General features: G+C 45.6%; 17 protein-coding genes. 11 read left to right on the top strand and 6 right to left on the bottom strand.

Annotated elements, in window-relative coordinates; genetic code table 11:
• The first annotated feature begins 35 nt into the window (after nt 1-35).
• Together A3773_RS03900 and A3773_RS03895 are read left to right on the top strand one after the other, a co-directional pair.
• Complete coding sequence (locus tag A3773_RS03900) at nt 36-2,963, top strand: HD domain-containing phosphohydrolase (protein ID WP_067983283.1); 2,928 nt, start codon at nt 36-38, stop codon at nt 2,961-2,963.
• 295 nt (nt 2,964-3,258) lie between these two features.
• Nucleotides 3,259-4,851 (top strand): HD domain-containing phosphohydrolase, encoded by a 1,593-nt coding sequence (locus tag A3773_RS03895; protein WP_067983281.1) that lies wholly within the window; start codon nt 3,259-3,261, stop codon nt 4,849-4,851.
• 2 nt (nt 4,852-4,853) lie between these two features.
• On the opposite strand, the gene A3773_RS03890 is transcribed toward A3773_RS03895, so the two are convergent.
• Nucleotides 4,854-7,049 (bottom strand): CHASE2 domain-containing protein, encoded by a 2,196-nt coding sequence (locus A3773_RS03890; protein WP_067983279.1) that lies wholly within the window; start codon nt 7,047-7,049, stop codon nt 4,854-4,856.
• 398 nt (nt 7,050-7,447) lie between these two features.
• Between A3773_RS03890 and A3773_RS03885 the strand changes: the two genes are divergently transcribed.
• Entirely contained in the window at nt 7,448-8,215 is a 768-nt protein-coding gene (locus A3773_RS03885) for an MBL fold metallo-hydrolase (RefSeq protein ID WP_067983277.1), read from the top strand.
• Nucleotides 8,216-8,232: 17 nt separating this feature from the next.
• Here A3773_RS03885 and A3773_RS03880 read toward each other — a convergent pair whose 3' ends face one another.
• The 4 genes from A3773_RS03880 to uvrB all read right to left on the bottom strand — a co-directional run bounded on the left by A3773_RS03880 (nt 8,233) and on the right by uvrB (nt 14,030).
• On the bottom strand, nt 8,233-9,795 hold the full coding sequence (locus tag A3773_RS03880; RefSeq protein WP_067983275.1) for a FecR family protein: 1,563 nt from the start codon (nt 9,793-9,795) through the stop codon (nt 8,233-8,235).
• Nucleotides 9,796-9,805: 10 nt separating this feature from the next.
• Nucleotides 9,806-11,110: a tetratricopeptide repeat protein gene (locus tag A3773_RS03875; RefSeq protein WP_156473433.1), complete on the bottom strand. Its 1,305-nt coding sequence runs from the start codon at nt 11,108-11,110 to the stop codon at nt 9,806-9,808.
• A 112-nt stretch (nt 11,111-11,222) separates the two neighbouring features.
• Nucleotides 11,223-11,966, bottom strand: coding sequence for a FecR family protein (locus A3773_RS03870; protein ID WP_067983271.1), 744 nt, complete (start codon nt 11,964-11,966; stop codon nt 11,223-11,225).
• A gap of 42 nt (nt 11,967-12,008) precedes the next feature.
• Nucleotides 12,009-14,030: an excinuclease ABC subunit UvrB gene (uvrB, locus tag A3773_RS03865; protein WP_067983560.1), complete on the bottom strand. Its 2,022-nt coding sequence runs from the start codon at nt 14,028-14,030 to the stop codon at nt 12,009-12,011.
• A 310-nt stretch (nt 14,031-14,340) separates the two neighbouring features.
• On the opposite strand from uvrB, the gene A3773_RS03860 reads away from it, so the two are divergent.
• From A3773_RS03860 to A3773_RS03845, 4 genes are all read left to right on the top strand, one after another.
• Complete coding sequence (locus A3773_RS03860; RefSeq protein WP_067983269.1) at nt 14,341-15,528, top strand: pyridoxal phosphate-dependent aminotransferase; 1,188 nt, start codon at nt 14,341-14,343, stop codon at nt 15,526-15,528.
• Nucleotides 15,529-15,639: 111 nt separating this feature from the next.
• The gene (locus tag A3773_RS03855; RefSeq protein WP_067983266.1) at nt 15,640-16,146 is read left to right on the top strand and encodes a disulfide bond formation protein B; all 507 of its coding nucleotides are present in this window, start codon (nt 15,640-15,642) and stop codon (nt 16,144-16,146) included.
• A 172-nt stretch (nt 16,147-16,318) separates the two neighbouring features.
• Entirely contained in the window at nt 16,319-16,780 is a 462-nt protein-coding gene (locus A3773_RS03850) for a DUF4442 domain-containing protein (protein WP_067983265.1), read from the top strand.
• Nucleotides 16,781-16,923: 143 nt separating this feature from the next.
• Complete coding sequence (locus tag A3773_RS03845; RefSeq protein ID WP_067983263.1) at nt 16,924-18,915, top strand: methyl-accepting chemotaxis protein; 1,992 nt, start codon at nt 16,924-16,926, stop codon at nt 18,913-18,915.
• Nucleotides 18,916-18,980: 65 nt separating this feature from the next.
• Here A3773_RS03845 and A3773_RS17775 read toward each other — a convergent pair whose 3' ends face one another.
• Nucleotides 18,981-19,175: an RSP_7527 family protein gene (locus tag A3773_RS17775; protein WP_156473432.1), complete on the bottom strand. Its 195-nt coding sequence runs from the start codon at nt 19,173-19,175 to the stop codon at nt 18,981-18,983.
• Nucleotides 19,176-19,392: 217 nt separating this feature from the next.
• Here A3773_RS17775 and gcvA point away from each other — a divergent pair, with 217 nt between their 5' ends.
• From gcvA to A3773_RS03825, 4 genes are all read left to right on the top strand, one after another.
• The gene (gcvA, locus tag A3773_RS03840) at nt 19,393-20,313 is read left to right on the top strand and encodes a transcriptional regulator GcvA (RefSeq protein WP_331709166.1); all 921 of its coding nucleotides are present in this window, start codon (nt 19,393-19,395) and stop codon (nt 20,311-20,313) included.
• Nucleotides 20,314-20,575: 262 nt separating this feature from the next.
• Nucleotides 20,576-21,631, top strand: a complete 1,056-nt coding sequence (locus A3773_RS03835) for an efflux RND transporter periplasmic adaptor subunit (protein ID WP_067983259.1) — start codon at nt 20,576-20,578, stop codon at nt 21,629-21,631.
• A gap of 6 nt (nt 21,632-21,637) precedes the next feature.
• Nucleotides 21,638-24,688 carry an efflux RND transporter permease subunit gene (locus A3773_RS03830; RefSeq protein ID WP_067983257.1) on the top strand — a complete coding sequence of 1,017 codons (3,051 nt, stop codon included), beginning with the start codon at nt 21,638-21,640 and terminating at the stop codon, nt 24,686-24,688.
• 13 nt (nt 24,689-24,701) lie between these two features.
• Nucleotides 24,702-25,997: a TolC family outer membrane protein gene (locus A3773_RS03825; protein ID WP_067983255.1), complete on the top strand. Its 1,296-nt coding sequence runs from the start codon at nt 24,702-24,704 to the stop codon at nt 25,995-25,997.
• Nucleotides 25,998-26,023 lie beyond the last annotated feature (26 nt).

Raw genomic sequence — 26,023 nt, 5'->3', positions numbered from 1 at the left:
AAGAGTCCGTCTAATCACGCTTAGGGAGATGTCAGATGGGACATAGGAAATGGTTAAGGCAATTCCCCTTACACCTTCATATCAGTACGCTTTTCGTTGTTATTATATTGACGCTTGGCAGCATACTGAGTTATTGGAATTATCAAAAAACATCAGAAATTATTTATAGTGCTAATGATAAAATTTTTGAACATATCAGCGATCGCATTACCCTAAAATTTAGAGAAGCCTATATTCCCGTTGCCCACACCGTTAACCTCCTCGCTCAAACCTCATTAAGTAAAGCCAGTACCCTGACCCAACAAAGCGAATACTTTCCCCTACTAGCTGAAGTACTCGGCAACCAGCCCGAACTCACCGCGATTGCGGCAGGTTTTGAAAATGGCGACTACTTTATCGCGAGGGCGCTACATGACGATTATATGAAAGCACGCTTCAACGCACCCGATAATAGTTACATTCAAATAGATCAGACCCATACTGGTGCTGGCGGGCGGCGTTTAGAACGTATTTTTTTCGACAAAGATCTCAATAAAATAGGCCAACCGTTCTATCAAGAATCAAGCTATGACCCAAGAACAAGGCCTTGGTATAAAGATGTATTAAATAGCCAACAAATAGGCGTAACCGCCCCCTATTTTTACTATTTTATTCAAAAAGTTGGCATAACCTTATCCCGGCAATCGGCCGATAAAAATGCAGTCATTGCCGCAGATATGACCCTCGACATGCTGTCAGATATCATTGCCAACAGCGGTAAAGCACAGCAAGCAGAGATTGTCTTACTCAATGATGAAGACCATGTCATCGCCTACAAGGACCATAGCCTACTCACCAAGCTAGAGGCAGACAACAAGGTAAAGTACGCATCACTCGACGACCTTAACAACCCCATATTTAGCGCACTTCACCAAGCCCCTTTATCACTAGACCGCCCGTTATCAATTTTAGTCGATGGACGAAAATGGATAGGAAAAACCAACCCTATCGCCCTGAGCGACAATCTCCGTTTCCGGTTAGTCATCATGATGCCGGAAGACCAGTTACTCTCAGGCGCGATCGTTGCCCGGCAACAATCCCTGTTGATCACGATTATCATTATATTATTCACCGTACCACTTATATGGCTTGTGGCTAGGGCCATCTCAACGCCCCTCACCGAGCTCGCGAACCAAACATCCGCCATCCGTCGTTTTGAATTAACCCCTCAACCCGAAATCAAAACCCGTATCGCGGAGGTCCAAGACTTAGGCGCGGCCATATCGATGATGCGCGAAACCATCACGCGCTTTCTAGGACTGTTACACAATATAAATGCAGAGCGGGATTTCACTACCCTACTTGACCTAGTCAAGAAAGAGATGCTCATCATTAGTAATGCAAACGCCGTATCCATTCACTTATTGAGCGATGATGAATCACAATTAAAACCCAGCTGCACCGATCAAAACCAGCAGGAGATCTCACTCCCCACTATTACATTAAATACAGAGACCACACTCTGTCATGCCTTAATGGGGCAAGAGATACAACACTACAGACTCAGCCTTAACGACAGCACCGACCCTCACCACTCCTTACTCGCCACACTCAACTGCTCAAACGCTGAAGTCTATATCATCCCCTTATTGAACCGCTTACAGGAAAGTATCGGAACCTTAACCTTCATCCTTCCTGCGGGTAAAAGCTTTACCCCCGATCAACAAGCCTTTATCCAAGAGTTTTCCAGTTTTGCCAGCATGACCTTGGCCACAAGACAGCTGGTTCGGATGCAAAAAAGCCTATTAGAGTCCTTTGTCGAGCTTATTGCGCAGACCATCGATGCGAAATCGCCCTACACCGGTGGCCATTGTCAGCGGGTACCCGCACTCACAAAAATGCTCGCCCAAGCGGCCGAGCAGTCGAATGCTCCCGCGTTAAAAGAATTTAAAATGAGCACGAATATGTGGGAAACCTTACATATCGCTAGCTGGATGCACGACTGCGGGAAGGTCACAACCCCAGACTATGTAGTCGATAAAGCTACCCGTCTTGAGACCATCTATAACCGCATCCACGAGATTAGAATGCGCTTTGAAATACTAAAACGTGATGCCGAAATAGAATACTGGAAAGCCTACCCTGATAGTGAAGACAAACCTCAACTCTTTGCCAACCTTCAGGCCCGCTGGCAGCAGATCGATGATGACTTTGCCTTTGTCGCCCAATGTAACGATGGCGATCAATTTATGGGGAAAGCGGAACTGTCGCGTTTAAACAGTATTGCGGCACAAACCTGGGAACGCACACTGGACGACCGTCTAGGATTATCTTGGGAAGAGCAAAACCGTATGCCTAAAGCCATACCGACCCTGCCCACAAAAGAGAGATTACTCGCCGACCGCGCCGAACATTTAATATTAAGGGACGATACAAGCACCTACTCAGCGGATAATATTTGGGGCTTTACACTCACACCACCCGAGTATCTCTACAACCGTGGAGAGCTGTACAACCTCAGCATTCAGCGTGGAACATTAACGCCTGAAGAGCGCTTTAAAATTAACGATCATATTGTTCAAACGATCAAAATGCTCGAAGCCTTACCTTATCCACGCCATTTACGAAACATTCCAACCTATGCGGGGGGACATCATGAAAAAATGGATGGTTCCGGTTATCCCCGAGGGTTACATAAAGAAGATATGCCATTACCCAGTCGCATCATGGCTGTAGCCGATATTTTCGAAGCACTCACCGCAGCAGACAGGCCCTATAAAAAAGCGAAGAAACTATCCGAAGCGGTCAAAATTATGGCCAAAATGCGGGACGACAATTATATCGATGCGGACCTTTTTGACCTATTCCTACGCTCTGGCACTTACAAAACGTACGCACAACGTTACTTAAGCCCTGAACAGATTGACGAGGTAGATATCTTTACTTACCTGCAAGAGGAAGAAAGTACGACCGATCTGGCGTAAACCCAATCAAAAAAATGATAAGCTAAGCCTCAAGCTCTCAATTTTAGCCTTGCTCCGGCCCGCCCATCGCATCCAATGCAAAGGCGGCCTCAACACATTAACGCTATCACTAAGCGCGGCGCTCATCATGCCTGCAACGGAAATGCCGTCACTATGCCCTTTCAATCTCGAACTGATCAACCAAGCGTAGAGAAAACCGTTGTATTTTGGCTATTTAACGCCACCGCCCCTTGACAGCGCAGCGCTTGAGCGCCACATTTACAGTTACATCTAAAATAGGTAGATCAGGATCTTTATGTTTCACTTAGCTCCAGAAGAAATCGCAAAGCACTTAGCCGATTTAACAAGCGCTTTAACGACTGAAAAAGATCATACCAAACTATTAGACCGTATCATTTTAGGTTGTATGTACCTCACCAATGCGGATGGAGGGACGCTGTATACGTTGAATGAAGAGAATGAAAATGAGTTAGCATTCACTATTCTGCATAACCGCTCTCTAGGCATCCACCGCAAGCCCCATGACCTACAAGCGATTCAAGTTTTCAACTCACAGCAGCAGGCCTCAAAATTAGTGGTCGTACAAACCTTTGTACAGCGTGAAACCATTAATATTCCCGATGCCTATGCATGCTCAACCTATGATTTTTCGGGCACACGCAATTTCGACAAGCAGCTAAGTTACCATTCCAAATCATTCCTCTGTGTACCTTTACAAGATCACGAGGGTGAGATCATTGGTGTTTTACAGCTTATTAATGCCATTGATGATAAAGGCGAGATCATTCCTTTTCAGGAAACTCAGCAGTATTTAGTAGAATCTCTCGCCTCGCTTGCAGCAACCGTGCTCACAAAACAACGCTTAATCGATGCACAACGCCACCTTTTTGAGTCATTTATCAAATTAATAGGCCGTGCCATTGACCATAAGTCACCCGTAACGGGCAAACACTGCGAACAAGTGCCTGAAATCGCAATGCTTTTAGCCGACGCCGTCAACGCGGCAAACCAAGGAGCGTTTGCTGATACGACATTTTGTGACGTCGAGATGTATGAACTGCGTATAGCGGCTTGGTTACATGACTGCGGCAAGATAACAACACCTGAATATATTATCGACAAAGCAACCAAGCTACATACGATGTTTGATCGTATTGATTTGATTGAATCGAGATTTCGCGAATACAGGTTACATTTAGAGATAGATTATCTAACCACAAGCGCCACCGCCTCAGAACAGGAACGCGCTGAAGCTCAGGTTCGTTTAAAACAGCAACAACAGCAGCTGGAACAGGATCTAGACTTTATAAAACACGCGAATGCCGGCTCTGAATTTATGGCCGATGAGGATGTGGAACGTATCCTTAGCCTTGCAAAAATCAGCTGGACCGACATAGAAGGCAAGGTGCGTCATTTATTGACCAACGATGAAACCGAGAATCTATGTATCCGTAAAGGAACGCTGACCGAATATGAACGGCAAGTCATGCGCGACCATATTAAGGTTTCCATCGATATGCTGGAGTCCCTCAACTACCCGAAACAACTGAAAGATGTGCCCGAGATTGCCTGTAACCACCACGAGCATTTAGATGGAAGCGGCTATCCCCGTGGCCTAAAAGCCGATGACCTATCAACCCGTGCCCGCATTATGTGCATCGCGGATATTTTTGAGGCGTTAACGTCGCCCGACCGTCCTTACAAAAAAGGGATGCTACTGTCTCAAGCAATGACGATCCTTGGCCGCATGGTAGAAAACAATCACCTAGATGCCGACCTCTTTAAGCTCTTTGTCGAAAGTGGCGCTTACCTTTCCTATGCTCAAAAACATATGACCCCCAGGCAGATCGATGAGTTTTCTATAGACTCACTGCCCGGCTTTGCTTAGTTTTATTTACTTGTATGACTAAACACGCCATCCCAATCACGTGGGGGCGGCGTGCTTTTATATTCAGCGATACGATGAAGGTAGATTCTTGCCATCACATCATCTGCGGCAAGACATAAGTAATCACTAAAGCGTAACGCGGCCTCATCCCACTCTCTCTGTGTATACGCCTGCACCCCCTTAGAGAATAAGGTGACCGCATCCCGTTGATGCTGCGTACACTGCTCACGTAAACCTATAGGCTCTAGAATATCAACCGCTTCCTGGCGGCCTTTTACCTGCACACGGTCCAATTTACGATAAAGGTATTCCGGCACCATCACCGCCACATCACCACTAACTAGCAGCGGGGTCCCATAATACTTAGTTAAGCTCTCCAAGCGTGATGCTAAATTAACCGCGTCGCCCATCACCGTGTAGGCCATACGGAAAGATGAGCCCATGTTACCAACATTCATTAAACCGCTATTAATCCCCATCCCCACTTCTACCGGCGGCAGACCTTCCTGCGCAAGTTCTTGATTAAGGTCGGGCAATATAGCCAACATTTTCAACGCCGCTTGTAAGGCATGACGGGCATGCTCCTCATCTTTAATAGGAGCCCCCCAAAAAGCCATAACCGCATCCCCTATATACTTATCCACCGTGCCGCGCTGTTCATGGATAACCTTCGTCATCCCCGTTAAATAGATATTCATTAAACGGGTCAACTGCTGCGGTGTGAGCTGTTCTGACAGATCGGTAAATCCTCGAACATCTGAGAAGAACACACTCATCTCGCGACTCTCACCCGACAACTGTACCGTTTGGTCTTGCTGGCTTAACTCCTCCACAACTTCCGGAGGAATATATTGACCAAATTGATTGGCTAATTGGGCAATATTGCGCGTCTCAAAAAAGTACCCTGTCGTTTGCTGAAAAAGGTACAACACGCTTATTAAGATCAAGGTATAACCTAAGGGAATAACCCACAACAGCTGCTGCCAAGCATACAGGTTTACCGCTATCACTAGCCCACTAATCGCCAGTGTAATGAGCGTTGAAACGAAGACAGATAATCGAGGAATCACAAACGAGAGCAGAAGACCGCACAGAATAAGCTGGACGATCTCCACACCGAGCGTGTAATCAGGTTGCTGCTGAAGGCGTTCATCTAACATACCCGATAAAATATTTGCATGGACCTCCACACCGGAGTAGCGATTACTCATCGGAGTTACCCTAAGATCCAACAAGCCCGCGGCACTCGTACCGACTAAAATAATAGCGCCTTCTAGTACTTCAGGCTTCACAACCCCATTAATAACATCCGTAGCCGACACATATGGAAAACTCCCCTGTGGACCACGATAAGGCACTAATACTGCACCATGCTGATCGACTGGAATACGAATACCGGCAGCTTCAACCGCAACCAAGGCCTCTCTTTCACCGGTAAAGTCGGTTTCAATAATAGGGTGGACTTTATCTTCATCAAACAGCGCCAACAACATAGCTAACGCCAGTGAGGGGTAATACTCTCCTTCAAAACGCTGCAACACAGGTACACGTCGATACACCCCATCTGAATCAACCATTGGGTTATCAAAAAAACCATTCCAAACACTCTCACTTTGCAACGCCGTCAAACTTGAGATCACACCATTGGCTTCAGGAATCGGTAACGTTGCTAAAACAGGATCGCCTCCTATCACCGCATTACCGGGATGCCCCACTTGTAAATTCTTTGGACTACGGTCAAATAGGTACCCCAATACAACAGACCTATCCATGATGGCTCTGGCAAAATGCACATCTGAGTTAAGTGTAGAGAGCAGCGTAGTGACATTTGTCTCGTTAGCGTTATCGTTTAAAAAGCGCTTAAGTTCAACCAAGTCTATGCTTTGATCCGCTTCTGAAAACACCATATCAAAACCGAGGATAGCCACCCCGTAGTGATCAAACAACTGATCGACCATACGCGCCAATTTTGAACGATTCCATGGCCACCGCCCTTCCGCTGCAAGGCTTTTTTCATCAATATCAACAATAACAATACGCGGATCTTGCTCTGTGGATAGGAACTGGCGTAAACGTAGATCGTAGAGGTCATACTCAAAGCGTTCAAACAACTCCGGGCGATCGCCACTCACCACAGGCACGATCATTAGCACGGTGAGAAGAATGCCCAACAATGTCCTTATTTTTCTTTGTTTCATAGCTTACTCTACAGCGGTTCTACGAAGCGATTGAAAGGAGCCCGATCCATTCTTTGATACGTTTTATTAGGTTTATTGTGCAGCGTTCACGCTACCCTAGATACAAAACAAGCCAAACAATACAGGCAAGCTAAAAGATTGAGCATAAAAGCAATACGCCCTTATTAACAAGCTTAAATTTCAAACTAATACATTTGCTGCAACGGGCTAATATCTGTATCTTGAAGAGCCGTTGGCGTTTATATAAAACTGTCGTACTCAGCAAACGTTTGCTTTACCAAAAAGTCAGCACCTTCAACGATTTGGTTGTCCTATTTTTTTGCTGTCGCTTTTTCCAACCCAACGACCATAATGTACATAGTAGTGTACTTAATTTAGATGCACATCTGAGGTGGAACGTGAAGATCGACGTGTTAGGTTGTAGTGGTGGCATAGGTCAGGGGTTAAAGACTACAACATTTTTGGTAGATGATTCGTTATTGGTCGATGCAGGCACCGGTCTCGAGTTGTTAACAATGGAGCGTATGTTAAAAATACGTGATGTTGTCATTACCCATGCACATATTGACCACATTATGGGCCTGCCTTTAATGCTCGCTACGATCTATGACCAACACAAAGCGCCACTTAACATTTATGCTCTTCCTGAGGTGATTGATGCCTTGAAGCAGCATATCTTCAACTGGACCATCTGGCCCGATTACACGTGTTTGCCTGAAGGGTCGCCCATTATCCACTTACACACCGTTAAACCTGGGGATAAGCTTTGCCTACAAGGCAAAAACATCGAAGTACTACCCGCGCAGCACCCTACCCCAACGGTTGGCTATTTTCTATCGGATGAGCACGCATCCTTTGCGTTTACCGGTGACTCCGGTATTAATGATGCGCTCTGGCCTATCTTAAATGATCGTAAACCTGATCTACTGATTATTGATGTCTCGTTTACCGACGAGATAGATGAACTCGCACGCTTAAGTGGCCACTTAACCCCAAGCCACTTACAAGAGCAATTAGCCCAGCTAAACCATGATTGCAAAATCATGATCACCCATTTAAAGCCTGGGTTTGAAGACACCATTATGCAACAGTGTCATCAACTATTGCCTGATAAACAGATTTATCGTTTGCATCACAACCAGATAATTAACCTAAGCTCTCCTTAAGGCCTTTCTTGCCTGAGTTATGGAGAGGACTCCCCTTCAAGAAAAATAGTACCATTGATGCTGGACGCTACGCCGGTCAATCCATTCACCCCTTCAGCAGCATAACTTGTGACAGCACCTTCCGCATTATCACCCACAAAATCGATACTCATATGACCGGAAAGATCAGTAGACACAACACCAGCACCGCAGGTTAGTCCGCTACAGGTACCGGTTAATGCAACCTCTTCACCATTTAATACACTACTTAAGTTCAAATCAGCACTCGCAGCTTCGCGCAACTCATAAGAATTGCCCAATATATCGGCTTCAACGCCTATTTCTAGTAACTTTTGCCCATCAAAATCGACTCGAAAGTAGGTCCCACTATATACATGCCCACCCGTGCCAGTGACTGTTGAAAAATCATTCAATGTACCTGTGGCGCCCGTTTCGTTTTGTGGGCTTGTATATCCACCATGCGTAGCGTCATATCGATAAACAAAATCGCCTGTTTTATTTGTAATAACCGAATCTGGGGTCAAATCATCACTGTACATAAAATGAAAGCTACCCGATGTGACCGTCGGCAAACCATTTTCAACGACAGTATAACCGCTGGCCCAACGCCCCCAGCTAACTTTAGCCGTACCGACCGTACTCTCACCCTGATCAAGCACAACCCCTAACAGAGACGGGCTAGATATAACACAAGGAGAACAAGGATCGGACGATAAACTACTTTCATCGTTAAAGACGACGCCTGTTACAACATCCCCGCCACTCAGCGTACGATCTATTGTAATATCAGAATTACGGTCAGCACCTTCAACACTACCTGCTGAGACCTCTACACCACCAAGATTCACTTGCGAGAAAGCCAAAGCGACAACACTTTCATCCGATGCGGCTTCACCATTTCCTGTTGGGTTAGGTGAAGCTGCCACTGTAATTTGTTGCGTACTCTCACTATCCACTTGAGAGGCTGGCACAGAAATATCCTTACTATCAAGGGATCGACGAACCGCAGTCGGTGTCCGGAATATATTTATCGTTCCCTCAGCGCCCACCAACTGAAACGAGAAGCCTTTTGCAATATCACTGGCTCCCCCTTTATTAGCTACGTTAATCGCACCATTATTAACGCTCCCCTTGACCTCATCGCCCTGCTTATCAACGGTAAAGTCAGTACCACGAATACCGATTGTCGCCACAACCGCATCTAAGGTGTAATCCTCTTTATCCACTTTACCTATCTGGCCAGACAGCGTTCTCATACCGCCTTTTAACAACCGGTAAACCGCTTTTCCATCTTCAGGATTAGCCTCATCAAATTGATATTCAGCTATTTTAAATTCAGTACCCGGCTTTAATGATAAGCGCGCACCATCGGTGAATCGTATCTGTAAACGCCCCGTATCCCCCGTTTTCAACAGGTCATCCGCATACACATCAACTTTACGTTTCAACACCCGCTGGGCGCCCGCAGACTCTGCCGTATTCTGACCAAAACTCAAAATAACAGTACCTACGCTTTGAGGCGCAGCAGAGGCAAAACTAGAAAATAGTATAAATAGAGCCGCCGTGACATAGATTTTCATATGCTAAATCTCACTGAAAGTTATAACGCAAGCCCAGCATTGCTTGCTGGCGGTCATATTCATAAAGCTCAATATTCGAGCCTATATCGGTAAAACTATAATTAGCTAACACTGTCCAAGAGGGCGCAACCATCCACTCCATATTCACATTAAACATAGCAAAATCATCCCTACGCTTAATATTATAGATCCAATCTTTACCTTTATATTCGCTACGTTGATAAGTAATAGCGGGCGTTAGCTTAATATCACTAGTAGGCGATAGCTGAATCCCTAAGTTCCCGCCGTGGAAAACCCGATCAACTTGGCCATTTGCTAAAATACCCGCGGTTTTTGGATTTTCTGTTCCGGCAAAAGCACTGATAAAATAAAGAGGACGCCAGCCACCCTCCCCTGCATAGATATAGCTTGCACCGACATTACTCAGGGTTGCATCTTTCCATGACTGGTCATCATAAGCGAGGTCATTGGCCCCTACGAAAAACTTCATGACCGAACGTTTACTAAGCTGCTTACTCCACGTGCCTGTGATACCAAACATGTCGCGGTAGTTGTTATTGGCTAACTGGTACTTTTGTAGGTTGAAGTTGAATTGAAATTGATTAGCTTCACCCTTCCATATATGCCCAGCACTTAAATTAATATTATTGTAGTCTTGCTCATCTTCGCTATCGTAAATACGCGAATCGACATTGGCACTAAACACAAGCGCGTTGTCGGGGTTGTATGCATGTTCAACACTCGATCCAACCCTGACTTGCGCATATGAATCGCCACGACCTAATGCGTTGTCACTCAATATGACCACATTGGTTTGTCCGCCGGGACCTGAGTTTATATTTGAGTCGTAACCTGCCCACAGCTCGACAAAGCTCTTAAATTTAGTCGGTGAAATTGACGTTTTTTCTGTAATCAGGGTCAGAAACTGCTGAATACGCGCGCGGACTACATCGGGTGGATTTTCTGCATCAACCTGCTGGAATAACACTTGTGCTCTGTCATATTGAGCGATCAAATAATAACCACGCGCCAGTTCCAACGTCGCTAGCGAGTTCTTAGGTTCCAACATATGAACACGCTCAAGAGCAAAAATACCTTCACTAAGATGCCCACTATCAATGGCTGCTACGCCATACTGAAAATCAAACGCAGGGTCACCTTCCATCTCATCAAGATTATCAAGCGATAACTGGTAGGCTTTTACAGACTCTCCTTTCTCAAGGAGCTGAGACAAATCACTGACCGTATCTGCCATTGCCGTTGTCGACAAACACATTACATTCAGCATCAGACCAATAGATAATTTCCTGAACACTGACTACTCCTGAGCAAGATTATAAGTGGTTTTTAAACACTATTAGTTTAAGGCTAACAGCTATATAAGGACGATACATCTACAATTTTAATAAAACTTAGCGCTTTTTTTGTTACTGATATTGTGGTGGTAACGCTCTAGAGTTCAAAACCTCTGTCGCAGGAATGTTTTTATCATTAACACCATCGATTAAAACAGGCCCTAGGTCTTTAACTGTTTCAAAAATATCGAAAGGAGTGTCTTTCATCTCTATTCGACTCTCCCTACTTGCTAAGAAGAAGTAATGTCCAGCGGAAACAGGCGCATTACTAAAATCATTTTCTACAACGATTTCTCCCTCCAAGACATAGCCGTACAGCCCCATTATGCCACGCGTATCTTGTTGGCAGGCGCTATCGCAGTAGAAAAGCGTGTAATGTGTGCCTCGAACCCCAATAGTTGCAATCGGTGTATGCACTTGATAATGCTCCACATTAGCATGACTGATCGCACCGGTAATGGTCCGCAGTCCACCTTTTAATAGGCGATAAACTGAGTTCCCCGTTTCCGGTGTATCTTTATTAAATTGGTAGGTTTCAACACTGAATACGGTTTCTTCTCGTAAGGAGAAACGGGAACCATCGCTAAAACGTAACTGAAGTTGTCCTTTAGGCCCTGTTGAGATTAAATCCTGCGTATATATGCTAGATTTACGTTTGAGATCACGACTAGGTTGCTGCGGTAATTGGGCCGTGTTTTCCCCTATACTTAAAACAACCGCGGCCGCTTCTTGAGCTGCGGCCATACTCGGGCTTGCACCGATTGCAGTCATGAATAGCACCGCTGTAAACATCAATAATCTAGGTAGCCGTGCCATCGTCTCGTCCTTGTTTTAAACTGCCGTCAAATCGATAAAAACTCAACTAACAAATGTGTGTTGTTTTAATTTCTGTAATTCATCGCGATAACGTGCTGCAACTTCAAAATCTAGATTTTTAGCGGCTTCATACATTTTATCTTCGATGCGTGTCATCGCTTTTGCCAGCTCTTTAACTGACATCAATGACGGATCTACCTGATACTCACCTGTCTGCTCCGCAACTTTCTTCGCCGTTCGTGTTGCTTTGCGGCCTGGGATCGTACTCGCTCCTTCCATAATATCAGCGACCGACTTCGTAATACCTTTAGGCACGATCCCGCGCTCTTCATTATAAGCAATCTGCTTATCTCGACGTCGCTGCGTTTCATCAATGGCGCGCTGCATCGATCCTGTCATGCGATCTGCATAAAGAATAGCACGCCCATTAACATTTCGAGCCGCACGTCCAATTGTCTGAATCAACGATGTTTCTGAACGGAGGAAGCCTTCTTTATCGGCATCAAGTATCGTAACTAAAGACACTTCGGGCATATCAATACCCTCTCGAAGTAAATTAATGCCGACTAAGACATCAAATTCACCAATACGGAGGTCTCGAATAATTTCCACACGCTCAACCGTATCTATATCGGAATGAAGGTATCGAACTCTAACTCCGTGTTCATCGAGGTATTCAGTCAGATCCTCAGCCATACGCTTTGTCAGCACAGTGACGATAATACGCTCTTTTTTAGCGACAACTTTATGTATCTCTGATAACAGGTCATCCACTTGAGTTGAAGCAGGCCGAACCTCAACTTCTGGATCAATCAATCCCGTCGGGCGCACCACCTGTTCAACAATCGCTTGTTGATTAGCAGCCTCGTATTTACTCGGTGTCGCAGATACAAAAATCATTTGAGGGGACTCTTCCTCCCACTCTTCAAATTTCATCGGTCGATTATCTAATGCAGAAGGTAGACGAAAACCATACTCAACCAGCGTCTCTTTACGTGAACGGTCTCCACGATACATCGCCCCGATTTGCGGCACAGTGACATGAGATTCATCCAGTACAAGCAAGGCATTATCCGGCAGATAATCAAATAAGGTTGGCGGTGCAGCCCCCGGCTCTCTACCAGATAGGTAGCGAGAATAGTTTTCGATGCCTGAGCAATACCCAAGCTCCATAATCATCTCCATATCATAGAGAGTTCGCTGCTCTAACCTTTGCGCCTCAACCAGTTTTTGATTATCACGCAGCTGTTTTAATCGTTCTCGTAGCTCATCTTTAATTTTGTCGACCGCCGCCAGCAAGGTTTCACGGGGCGTAACATAATGGGATTTTGGATAAATAGTCGCGCGGGGAACCCGACGTAGTATTTCACCGGTCAAGGGATCAAAGTAACTAATCTCTTCAATCTCTTCATCAAACAGCTGGATACGGATCGCTTCCTGCTCAGATTCTGCCGGAAACACATCAATCACTTCACCTCGTACACGGTATGTACCACGATGTAGCTCTATATCATTACGCGTATACTGCAACTCAGCCAAACGACGTAATACGGCACGCTGATCAATAATATCGCCACGATCAATATGCAGCATCATGCCCAAATAAGATTTAGGATCACCCAACCCGTAAATAGCTGAAACGGTGGCAACAATAATAGCATCGTCCCGCTCCAACAACGCTTTGGTTGCTGACAATCGCATCTGCTCTATATGGTCATTGATAGAGGCATCTTTTTCAATAAAGGTATCTGAGGACGGTACGTACGCTTCCGGCTGGTAATAATCATAATAGGAAACAAAGTACTCGACCGAATTATCAGGAAAGAACTCTTTAAATTCACCGTAAAGCTGGGCCGCTAATGTTTTATTATGCGCCATTACAATGGTTGGGCGCTGAACTTGAGCAATCACATTAGCAATCGTAAAGGTTTTCCCTGAACCGGTTACCCCCAAAAGCGTCTGCGCTGCCAGCCCCGACTCTATACCATCAACAAGTTCCGCAATTGCTTGAGGCTGATCACCCGCCGGAGCAAATTTTGAATGGACTTTAAAGCGCTCTTTCATACCATAACCATGTAAAGATAAACCGCGCATTATAGCCCACTCCCTTTTATTTTGAGCAGTTATTTGCCCAGCCAAGCAGACAATCAAAGCAATAAAGTTTCCTTTAATAGAATTATGAGCAATATATTGCGCCAAAAAGACGTTTTTTAACCCAAACAGGATTCATGCTGGCTTTTCTTTCCTGTATTATTAGCGGGTTTGGGGATGTCTAATCTAGTTTTGCTATGCATCTCTACTGATTATATCGCTACCTGCTGATGCGTCCCTTTCATACCATTGTACAAGCAGGTAATTTTTTGAGGATTTAGGCTTGAACGTTCAACTTTCAGACCGCGTCAACAACATAAAACCTTCACCCACGCTGGCGGTTACTAACCGTGCAGCCGAATTGCGCGCGGCAGGTAAGAACATTATTGGCCTGGGTGCTGGTGAGCCAGACTTTGATACGCCCGATCACATCAAACAGGCCGCCATCCAGGCGTTAAATGAAGGTTTCACTAAATACACCGCCGTAGACGGTACGCCATCCCTAAAGAAAGCGATTATTAACAAATTCAAACAGGATAATGGCCTAGCGTACGAAGCGAACCAGATCCTCGTTTCCTGTGGCGGCAAACAAAGCTTTTTTAACTTATCACTTGCGCTATTAAATGAAGGTGATGAAGTTATCGTGCCAGCCCCTTATTGGGTGTCTTATCCCGATATGGTCATTATGGCCGATGCAAAGCCGGTTATTATCACTACAACCCAAGCACAGCGCTTTAAAATGACGCCGGAGCAACTTGAAGCCGCGATCACAGATAAAACGCGCTTGGTGGTTTTAAATAGCCCATCAAACCCAACCGGTGTTGCATACAGCCTTGATGAACTCAAAGCATTGGCCGAGGTACTGTTAAAGTACCCTCAAGTATTAATTGCAACCGATGATATGTATGAGCACATTCGCTTGAATGATAAGCCATTCATCAACATCTTAAATGCATGTCCAGCACTATATGATCGCACCATTGTATTGAATGGCGTATCAAAAGCTTACTCAATGACAGGTTGGCGTATAGGCTATGCCGCAGGACCTGCTTGGTTGATTGGCGCAATGAAAAAGATCCAATCACAAAGCACATCTAACCCTACGTCAATTGCCCAAGTCGCTGCACAAGCCGCTCTTGAAGGTTCACAGGATTGCGTTAAAGAGATGGTTGTCGCCTTCAAGGCACGTCATGAGTATGTTGTTAAAACACTTAACACTATACCCGGTGTTAGCTGCATTCCTGCTGACGGCACTTTTTATGCATTTCCTAGCTTTCAAAACGTGATCGATAATGATGACCGCTTTGACGATGATATCGCACTTGCTGAGTTTCTATTGATAGAAGCTGGCGTCGCACTTGTACCGGGCTCCGCCTTTGGCGCACCCGGCAATATGCGCTTATCTTTTGCAACCAGCATGGATGTACTTGAAGATGCGCTTGGACGCATCAGCAAAGCACTCTCTGCCTAAGCGCGTAGACACCAAAAAAACCGAGCCGATGTGCTCGGTTTTTTCTATCTATAGGAACCTTCTCGCAACGTAAGCATCAGAGAAATGACTTATAAAAAGGGAGATATTTCGATGCTAGGTAAATTAAGCTGTTTAAGCCGCTCTTCGTGGTATTGGCTCGGGCTCATTATCCTCGGCCTTAGCATGGAAGGCATAGCCCTATTTTTTCAATACGGATTAAATTACGGCCCCTGTGTGCTCTGCATTCATGTTCGTATCTGGGTTATGGCCTTAACCGCTGTCGCCATCTTAGGTTTTTTTGCTCGAAAAGCCCCTTGGGGTGCAAAGCTCTCCCACTTACTGATGCTTGTTGTCAGCCTTGGCTTAACAGAACGTTCTTGGCAAACACTGGCAGTTGAACGCGGCTGGGTCATTGATAGCTGCAGCATGAACAGCGGTCTACCTAACTGGTTTGCACTGGATCAGTGGTTCCCACAAGTATTTGAACCTTGGGAGCCTTGTGGATATACGCCAGAGCTCCTCTTCGGTATCACTATGGCTGAAGGCTTGATGCTAATATCCATTCTGCTGTTGGGCGTCTCTATACTATTTAGTGCGCTTAAGTTTCGCAGCAAATAAACACCGCTAAAATAACGTAAATAACCTGTCAGCCCCGCCCATCGCTACAGGTTATTTACGTACCTTTCCCCAGTGAACGATTCAGTCAGCAAAATAAATCTTTTCTGTTACTGACACACCGCCCTGCTGACCTAACAATAAAACGCTACTGTTTCTCCTTTTGAGCGCACCTATGAAGCTGTCAGCAAACACAATGAAGCACTTACTCAACCTATATCCGCCCTACATCGGCGCAGGTATAAAAGTTGAACACATCTCTCCCAACTGGAATCAGATTACCGCATCAATGAAAGTACGCTGGTACAACCGCAACGCCGTCGGCACCCACTTTGGCGGTAGCATCTATTCCATGATCGACCCACATATCATGCTAATCCTGATGAAAAAACTCGGTAAGGAATACTGGGTATGGGATAGCGCAGCTGAAATTGAATTTATCAAAGCTACCCGAAAAAAGATAACTGCACAGATTCAGGTGGATGATACTGAAATAGAACGTATTAAAGCCCTAGCCAATACGGGTAAAAAACAGTTCCCTGAATTCCACATAGCGATTATTGATAGCGACAACAGCTTAATCGCCCGTGTTAAAAAAGTACTCTATGTTAAGAAGCGCCCACCCTCGAGTGAATAAATTTGTTATTAGATTACCCGCTTTCTGTCACTGACTCCGCTCCGTTTGACCTTTAAATTATTAGCATCGAACAATGGTTTGCCATTGGCCTAATGCGATCACGTTTAAAAATAACAATAATGAACGGCAACAGGAGCGCTCCAGTGATATTCATCCTCACCCCTATTATTAAACTAATGGACAGGCTGCCCTACCTATACAAGTTTATATTAGTTAGTACCGTATTTACCCTGCCATTAGCCCTGCTCTGCGCAGTTCAAATTCAGCATTTAAAAGCCGATATTACCGACACAAATCATAGACTGGCCGCCATCAATAAACTCAGCAGTGATTACCAGCTATTAAACGCCTTTACCGAGTACCGAGACCTACGCTTTATTACCGGCTTTTTAAACACAGAAATACCGCAAATCTACCAACAACAAAAAACCGCACTGAGCGATAAGATCACCAGAAAACTGAGCACCGAATCGAACCTTGCGAGTTTATGGAAAGAGATAGAAACAAGCCAATACTCAACCTTAGGCTTAGAGCTTGAAAATCGTTTTCAACACTTCAACCAACTTCCCTTAACACTGATAACCGCCAGCAAAGACGCGAGCTTTAAGTCAGGCATAACCCGTGACATCGACACGCGTATCTACATGATCTTACGTATAATGCTGGAGGAAGTCCCCGCCACATTAGACTATTTCGGCGCCACAAGGGACTACGTAGGGCACGGCCTCATCACCGGCTATCTGGGCTCTGCCGCACTTGACCATTTAAATCAACTTTATGACCACCTACAAACCCAGGCATCAGCATTGGAAGCCAGTACCGAAAAGCTGGCACAACTAAAAACAATCGACCCCACGTTTATAACCCGGAGCCACGCCGCCCACCAAGCCGTTCGAGACTTCGCTGACAAGCTCGACAGGGAGATTATTATCGGCGAAGCCATGGCGCAGACGTGGGAGGATTTCTTCGACGCCTCCGCGCACAACCTGCAACCACTATTTCAGTTTTCAGAGTACGCCCTAGACTATGCGGCCTTACTACTAGAGCAACGCCTATCACAACAAACCCACAAGCTATACAGTCTCATCGCCGCCATCACCTTAATTATGCTATTAGCCGCATACTTCTATCTAGGGTTTAATATTTCGGTGCAACGGAATATGAAAGTCGTGCTCAACGCCGCCCAACGCATCGCGCAGGGCGATTTGACCGCAGCATTAACCCCACAATCAAAAGATGAGATGGCTCAACTCAGCACTCAATTTAACGAGATGAGACAACGCATTCACCTACTGATAGAACAGGTAAAACTTACGGCTACGAGTGTAGATGAACAATCTACACGCTTAGATATCACCGCGCAGAACTCCAGTCATTCAGCACAACAGCAAAAACAGCAAACGACAGAAATAACCCTCATTATTAACGAGATGTCCGCCCTTGCAGAAAGGATAAGTCATGAAATCAACAACGCCTCCCATGAAGCGTCTCAAGCCAATGCGCTAGCCACTAAAAGCAACGCGCATGTTCAATCCGCACTCGACCAAATAGAACAGTTTTCAGCGCATTTAACAGAATCTAGCCGCTCAATTGACCACTTAGCAGCCAAAAGCAGTAATATCGTTAAAGTCCTCGATGTCATCAAAGCCATTGCCGAACAAACAAACCTGCTAGCCCTTAACGCGGCGATCGAAGCCGCACGCGCAGGTGATAAAGGACGCGGCTTTGCCGTTGTTGCTGATGAAGTACGCAACTTAGCCCAGCGTACACACAGCTCAACAGAGGAGATAGAAAACATGCTCAATGAGTTTAAAAAAGGGGTCGACAGCGCTGTTATTGAAATGAACCAAAGTGCACAGCAAGCGGAACAAACCGTATCTCAGTCAAAAGCGATCAGTTCAGCACTTAATGAGATAACGGAATCCGTATCAACAATCTCAAACATGAACCAGCGCATTACACATTACTCCGATGAGCAATCGAACAACGCACTCAACATCAAGGACCGTATCTCACAGGTAAACCAAGCCAGCAAACTAACCGCCCAAGGCGCAGACGAAACAGCAAAAGCGTGTGGTCAGATGAGCGAACTCTCCGATCAACTGAAAAGCATCATCACCGCATTCAAACTATAAATGTCAGCCATAAAAAAGCCCGCTTAAAAAGCGGGCAAAATAACAGGATGTTACTAAAATAAGGCTTAGTACGTATATGTAGGCACCGACAGGCGGTTTGAATGAGAAGACCTCAACAACGCCTTAACAGAAGCGGCTACAGCCCTAAATGCACCGGCGAACACTTCGCCACGCTGCTTATGGGCTAACGCGATGTAATACGCAGTATCTACATCACCGCAAGCATTAAGACGTACTGACATTTCCGATTCGTTATTCACACATACACCAAATTAAATCAACAAAACATTAAAAGAAGCCCCGCCAATCGAACACGTATATTCACTCAACAAAATCACATATAAAAAATAACTTACTGTAATTAAAGAGAAACATATCTGCTGTTGATTAACGATGAAGTACATACTAAAGTCTATCGAGAAGATTAACAAACGACTGTTTTTCACTAAATAGATGAATTTATCTAATCTATAGGAGATTACTATCAGACGCCTCCCCCCCCTTAATGCGCTACGCAGTTTTGAAGCAGCCGCCCGCACAGGTAGCTTTAATAAAGCAGCCGAGGAGCTATTTGTTACCCCCTCAGCCGTTAGCCACCAGATAAAAAGTCTGGAAGCATTTTTAGGCGTGCAACTTTTTGAGCGTATTAAACGCCAGGTGAAATTAACCCCGCCGGGTGAGCGCTACCTTCTCGCCATTCAGTCCGCGTTAGATGAAATAGATGACGCTACAAAAAAAATGATGACGGTCCCTAATTCAAATATCGTCAATTTAAGCGTAGCGCCCGCGTTCCTAACCCGCTGGCTCGTACCCAGAATCAATCACTTTCAGTCCCTCAGCCCAGATGTGGAACTTCGATTAACCGCATCAATGAGCCAGATCGATTTTCGCTACAGCGATATGGATATGGCCGTGTTTTATGGTGATGGCAACTGGCCTGATCTCCACTACCACCTATTACGCAACGTACACTTAGTCCCCGTATGCAGCCCCAAACTTTTGCAGGGAAAAGCCAGCATAGAATCAACTGAAGATCTTCTACAGCACACACTTATCCACATATCTAAACGGGATACCGAGTGGCAATCCCTGCTAGAACAAAACGGCGTTAACAAAATAGAGAAGGCACGTAGCATGACGTTTTCCAGTACATCACTAGCATTAGGTGCAGCAATGGAGGGCTTAGGCATCACCTTGGCTGACCGCGGCCTTGCTGAACGGGAACTGGAATATGGACAACTCATCTGCCCACTGGATATATCCTTAGATACACAAAAGTCGTTCTACTTGGTTTATCAAAAAGGACGCCCTCTCACCGAAAGCATGCAGGCGTTTAGAGATTGGATACTTGAAGAGATGCAAACGGAACAACGCGCACTGCAACAGTCTGATATATAAGAATTTCCCACCCATGCGCCTAGAAAAACACCTACAACTCTTAGGTAGAGTTTGTTAGTCTGCTATGTCCCTATGCCATCGGTATCATTGTATCTATATACCTTTAATACAAACCGACCGGCTGGTTTTGCTCTGTCACTAAGACGAACTAATGGGGATTCAAGAACAGATTGTTGCAATTCTTGACATTATAAAACATTGTGGCGTCACTTGATCCCGCTACAATAGCTCCTTACAAATCTGCATCAGAGATATAACAATAATGTGCATGCTAAAAAAACATTACTTAACGCTCGCGGCGTTAATTTTTACCCTACTCCCTGTAGCCGCCTATGCTCAAGGGCTTCCCGCTGAAGTAGTGACCGTTTCCAACTCTCTCTTAGATAAAAAAATCTCTGCTGTAGGTAATTTAAGAGCGAATGAATCTGTCATGTTACGACCCGAACAAAGCGGTCGTATTGAAAAAATACTATTCACTGAAGGCGAAAAAGTAGAGCAAGGCAAACCGCTCTTCATTTTAGACAGCTCCGTCTACATGGCCGAGCTTAAATCAGCCCAAGCCAGTGTTCAGTTGAGCCGTGTTGACTATGAACGCGCGAAAAGCCTATTAAGTAAAAAAGTAGGCTCGGCCCAAGATCGTGACAGCACATTAGCGCAACTACGTGTTGACCAAGCACACCAAGCATTGGCACAAGCCAAGCTGGATAAAATGACCATCAAGGCGCCTTTTACCGGTTACACAGGTTTGCGCTTAGTCAGCCCCGGTGATTTTGTAAACCAGGGCGAAAGTTTAGTAAAACTGACCGATTACAGCACATTAAAACTTGATCTAAAGTTTCCTGAAATCTACCTATCCGAGCTACAAATAGGCCGCGTCATTGAGATTCAAGTCGACGCCCTACCCGGCGAAGTGATTAAAGGCAAACTCTCAGCGATCTCACCTAGCTCAGACAGCAATGCCCATAACATCGAAATCCGTGCAGAGATTCCTAATAATGACGGCAAACTGAGACCCGGCCTATTTGCACAAGCCTCTCTACTTGTGGACCAGCAAGAAACCGTTGTTATACCTGAGCAAGCCATTGTTCCCAAAGACGGCCAGTTCTTTGTAATGACCGTCACTGAAGACCATAAAGTTAATATGATTCCCGTCAAAATGGGGCAACGTCGTCCGGGGGTTGTACAGATCATTGAAGGACTCAGCGCGGGTGATATTCTGATTATTGCAGGGCAGATCAAACTCAAGCCCGGTATGCCAGTGACCCCCATCTTTGTTGATGGTAGCCAAAAAGAAAACGCAACGGCGAAACAGGGTTAATCCATTATGGTTCTTTCAGAAATCAGCATAAAACGCCCTGTACTCGCGACGGTGATGAGCTTATTAATCTTGCTCATCGGTTTTATCTCATATGACCGCTTATCCGTACGTGAATACCCTAAAATCGATCTACCGGTTGTGACGGTTGAAACCACTTACCCCGGTGCAAGCGCCTCAATTATTGAAACCCAAGTAACGCAAATCATTGAAGATTCGTTATCGGGTATTGAGGGGATCGATTTCATGAATTCGATCAGCCGTACCGAAAAATCACAGATCAGTATCACCTTTAATATCGATCGCGAACCGAATGCTGCCGCAGCCGATGTGCGCGACCGTGTCAGTCGTATTACCGGCCAACTACCTGATGATATAGACCCACCAGTCGTCACCAAAACGGAAGCGGATGCCCAACCTATTATCTGGTTAGCCTTTAACTCCGACCGCCACGATATGATGGAGGTCACGGAGATTGCAGATCAGCGCGTTAAAGATCAGCTGCAAACAGTCTCCGGGGTTGCAAACGTCAGAATCTTTGGTGAGCGTAAATACTCCATGCGAATATGGCTCGACCCTGCACGAATGGCCGCTTACAAGGTTATTCCAAGTGATATCGAAACGGCATTAAGCCATCAAAATATTGAGATACCGGCTGGCCGTATAGAAAGTAAGGAGCGAGAGTTCACTCTGCTCGCCAAAACCGATGTAAACGATGTTGACGCCTTTAAGCGGATTATTATTCGCAATGCAGACGGCTACCCTGTACGTATTCAAGATGTTGCTCGAGTAGAGATCGCCCCTGAGAACATACGCCGTATCACCCGCTATAAAGGTGAAAATGCCGTTGCACTGGGTGTCGTAAAACAATCGACCGCTAACCCCCTCGATGTTTCTAAAGGGATTCGCGCAACGCTGGACAGAGTAAAACCAACCCTACCTGAAGGCATGAGCGTTGAAGTGGCGTATGACTCCTCCATCTTTATTGAAGAGTCCATTAAATCGGTCTATCAGACACTGATACAGGCCGGTATTCTCGTCATCTTTGTTCTACTTTTCTTTTTAAGAAATATACGCGCAACCTTAATCCCAGTGGTTACTATTCCTTTATCATTAATCGGCGCATTAGCCATGATGTATTGGATGGATTTCAGCATCAACACCCTAACCTTGCTCGCACTCGTGCTAGCGATAGGCCTGGTTGTCGATGATGCAATTGTGATGCTGGAAAACATTTACCGCCATGTGGAAGATGGATTAGACCCCATCCAAGCCGCCTTTAAAGGCGCAAAAGAGATCGGCTTTGCGGTATTAGCCACAACCATTGTACTTGTCGCGGTCTTTGCACCGGTGGCGTTTTCAGAAGGTCGTACGGGCAAACTCTTTACCGAATTTGCATTAACACTGGCTGGCGCCGTTGTGGTCTCCACCTTTGTGGCACTCACCTTATCACCGATGATGTGCTCACGTTTACTTAAGCACGAAAAGCGTCACTCCACCTTTTTCAATTTAATTGAAGGCTTATTAGTCGCGGTCACCCGTGGTTACGAACGCGCGTTAGGAAAACTACTTAAATCGCGCTTACTCGCCATACTGATTATGCTGTTAAGCTTTGCCGGCGCTACCTTCTATTACTTACAGTTACCACAAGAGTTAGCCCCTTATGAAGACCGGGGTACAATACTCAACTTTGCCCTCGCGCCAGATGGCTCATCAGTCGATTATATCGATCGCTATACACGCCAGATTGAAGCGACTATCAGTAAAACGCCAGAAACCGATCGATACTTTACCGTTGTCGGCTTTCCGTCCGAAACTAACGCCTTAGTCTTCCAAGGCCTTAAACGCTGGGAGGAGCGCGACAAAAAACAGCAAGCGATCGTACTCGAACAAACGCCTAAGCTGTTTGGTGGTATTCCGGGCATTATGAGCTTCTCCCTGAACCGTCCCTCGTTAGGACAGAGCTTTATCTCCCGTCCCGTTGAATTTATTGTCAAAACAAACGGCACCTATGATGACTTAAAACGCATCACCGACCAGTTAATGGCAAAGGTGTATGAGAACAAAGGCTTTGCCCAACCGGATTCGGATCTGAAACTCAATAAACCTGAACTGCAGATCAATGTGAAACGTGACAAGTTGTCAGATATGGGCGTTGATGTCTCAGATTTAGGCCGCACCTTAGAAACCTACATGGCAGGACGTGAAGTCACCCGCTTTAAGCGCTTAGGCGAGCAGTACGAAGTCATTGTTAAAGCAGACGATGAGCAACGTCGTGACCCAAGTGATCTCACCGACCTCTATATGCGCACCGGCAGTGGTGATATGGTCCAACTCTCAAACTTAGTTGAGATCAACGAAACCGTAGCGCCACGAGAACTTAACCACTTTGATAAAGTTAAAGCGGTTAAAATACAAACTCAGCTGGCACCGGATTACAGTTTAGGTGAAGCACTGGCGTTTCTTGAGAAAGAGTTGGCCCATATTGCTCCCCAAGCCTCTTTTGATTACACCGGCTCCTCGCGAGAGTTCAAATCCTCAAGCAGCAGCATGCAGGTCACCTTTATACTGGCCCTGGTTGTTGTATTCTTAGTGCTTGCGGCGCAGTTTGAAAGCTTTAAAAATCCAATGATTATTATGCTATCGGTTCCCCCTGCGATCTTTGGCGCACTGTTTGCGTTACACTACAGCGGCGGTTCACTCAGCGTATACAGCCAAATAGGCTTAATCACCTTAGTCGGATTGGTCACTAAACACGGAATTTTGATAGTTGAGTTTGCTAACCAACTACAAGACCAAGGGAAAGAGCTGCAAGCTTCAATTTTAGAAGCAGCTTCCCTACGCTTACGCCCAATCCTAATGACAACAGGCGCGACTGTATTAGGCACCGTTCCACTTGCTTTTGCTTTTGGTGCCGGTGCAGAATCACGTCAACAGATAGGTTGGGTTATTGTCGGCGGGATGACATTTGGTACACTATTAACATTATTTGTCATTCCTACAGTTTACAGTTATTTAGGTAAGCGAACTTTTAAAGAAGTTCAGCCTGAACAGGTTTAAGGACGTTCATTGCATGAAAACCAAACAATTCCTACAAGCTTCTTGCCTAACATTAGCCGTCAGTGTGGCGCTGACGAGCCAAGTCAACGCTGGGCAACTCGCTGATATATATCAACTGGCATTAGCGAATGATCCGCAATTGAAAGCGGCTGAAGCAGCTTACAATGCAGATAAAGAGATCGAGGCACAGAGCCGTGCCTCTCTTCTACCTAATTTAAGCCTAGATGCGAGCACAAAGTCGATTGATAGCGACACGGCTAATTATAACAATCACGGTTATACCTTATCGTTAACCCAGCCGGTGTTTAATGCCGCGTCTTGGTTTACCTTTAAACAAGGTAAAGTGTTATCGCAACAAGCCGCTCTGCAGTTTGACCTTGAGCAACAAACACTTATTAGCCGCACAGTTGAAGCCTACCTCAGCGTTTTACGCGCAAAAAGTGAGCTACAAACATCAGAAGCTCAAGAGCGCGCCATTAAGCGCCGTTTAGACCAAGTTAACGCGCAGTTTGAAGTCGGTTTAATTGCCAATACCGATGTTCAAGAAGCTCAAGCCTCTTACGATAATGCCCGCGTAGCACGTATCGCTGCTGAAGGTGACTTAGATAATAGCTATGAAGAGCTAGCAAGGCTGACCGGTAAAAGCTTTGATGTCATCGCACAGCTGTCCAACGATTACCCCATTGAAGAACCGTCACCCGCACAAGCCCAGCCTTGGCTCGACAAAGCGATGACCAGCAATTTAAATTTAAAAATTGCTAACCTCTCCACTGAGGCAGCCCGTCGCGCAGCACAAGCCGGCCATGCAGGTCACTACCCTACATTAAACCTAACGGCTAATTACGATTATGATGAAGGTACATCGGTCAGCAATGATGGTAGCGATACAAGCTCCATTGGCTTAACCTTATCAGTCCCTCTCTTTTCCGGCGGCTCTGTCAGTTCAAAATCAAGAGAGCTGGAACAACGACTTGTACAAAGCCAGTTTAATCGGGATGACACCTTAAGAGCGGTCACACAATCAACCCGCAGCCTTCTACGTAACTTACGTACAGGCGCGCTCAGTGTCCAAGCCCTTAAACAAAGCATCAAATCTAGCGAGACCGCATTACAAGCCACAGAAGAAGGCTACAACGTGGGTACACGTAATGTTGTCGATGTGCTTCAAGCCGAGCAACAACTGTATTCATCCCAACGGGATTATGCTTCTGCGCGATTTGATTTTGTACAAAACCTAATTACCTTTAAGCAACAGCTGGGCACCCTGAGTCCAGAAGATATCAACGAACTCGACAGCTGGTTAAAGTAAACAGCGCTTTGTTATCGCGCTCATAC

This window comes from Neptuniibacter pectenicola (assembly GCF_001597735.1).
GTDB classification, from domain to species: domain Bacteria; phylum Pseudomonadota; class Gammaproteobacteria; order Pseudomonadales; family Balneatricaceae; genus Neptuniibacter; species Neptuniibacter pectenicola.
The sequence above is the reverse complement of the archived record's forward strand: the minus strand, read 5'-3'. Positions and strand labels throughout refer to the sequence as shown.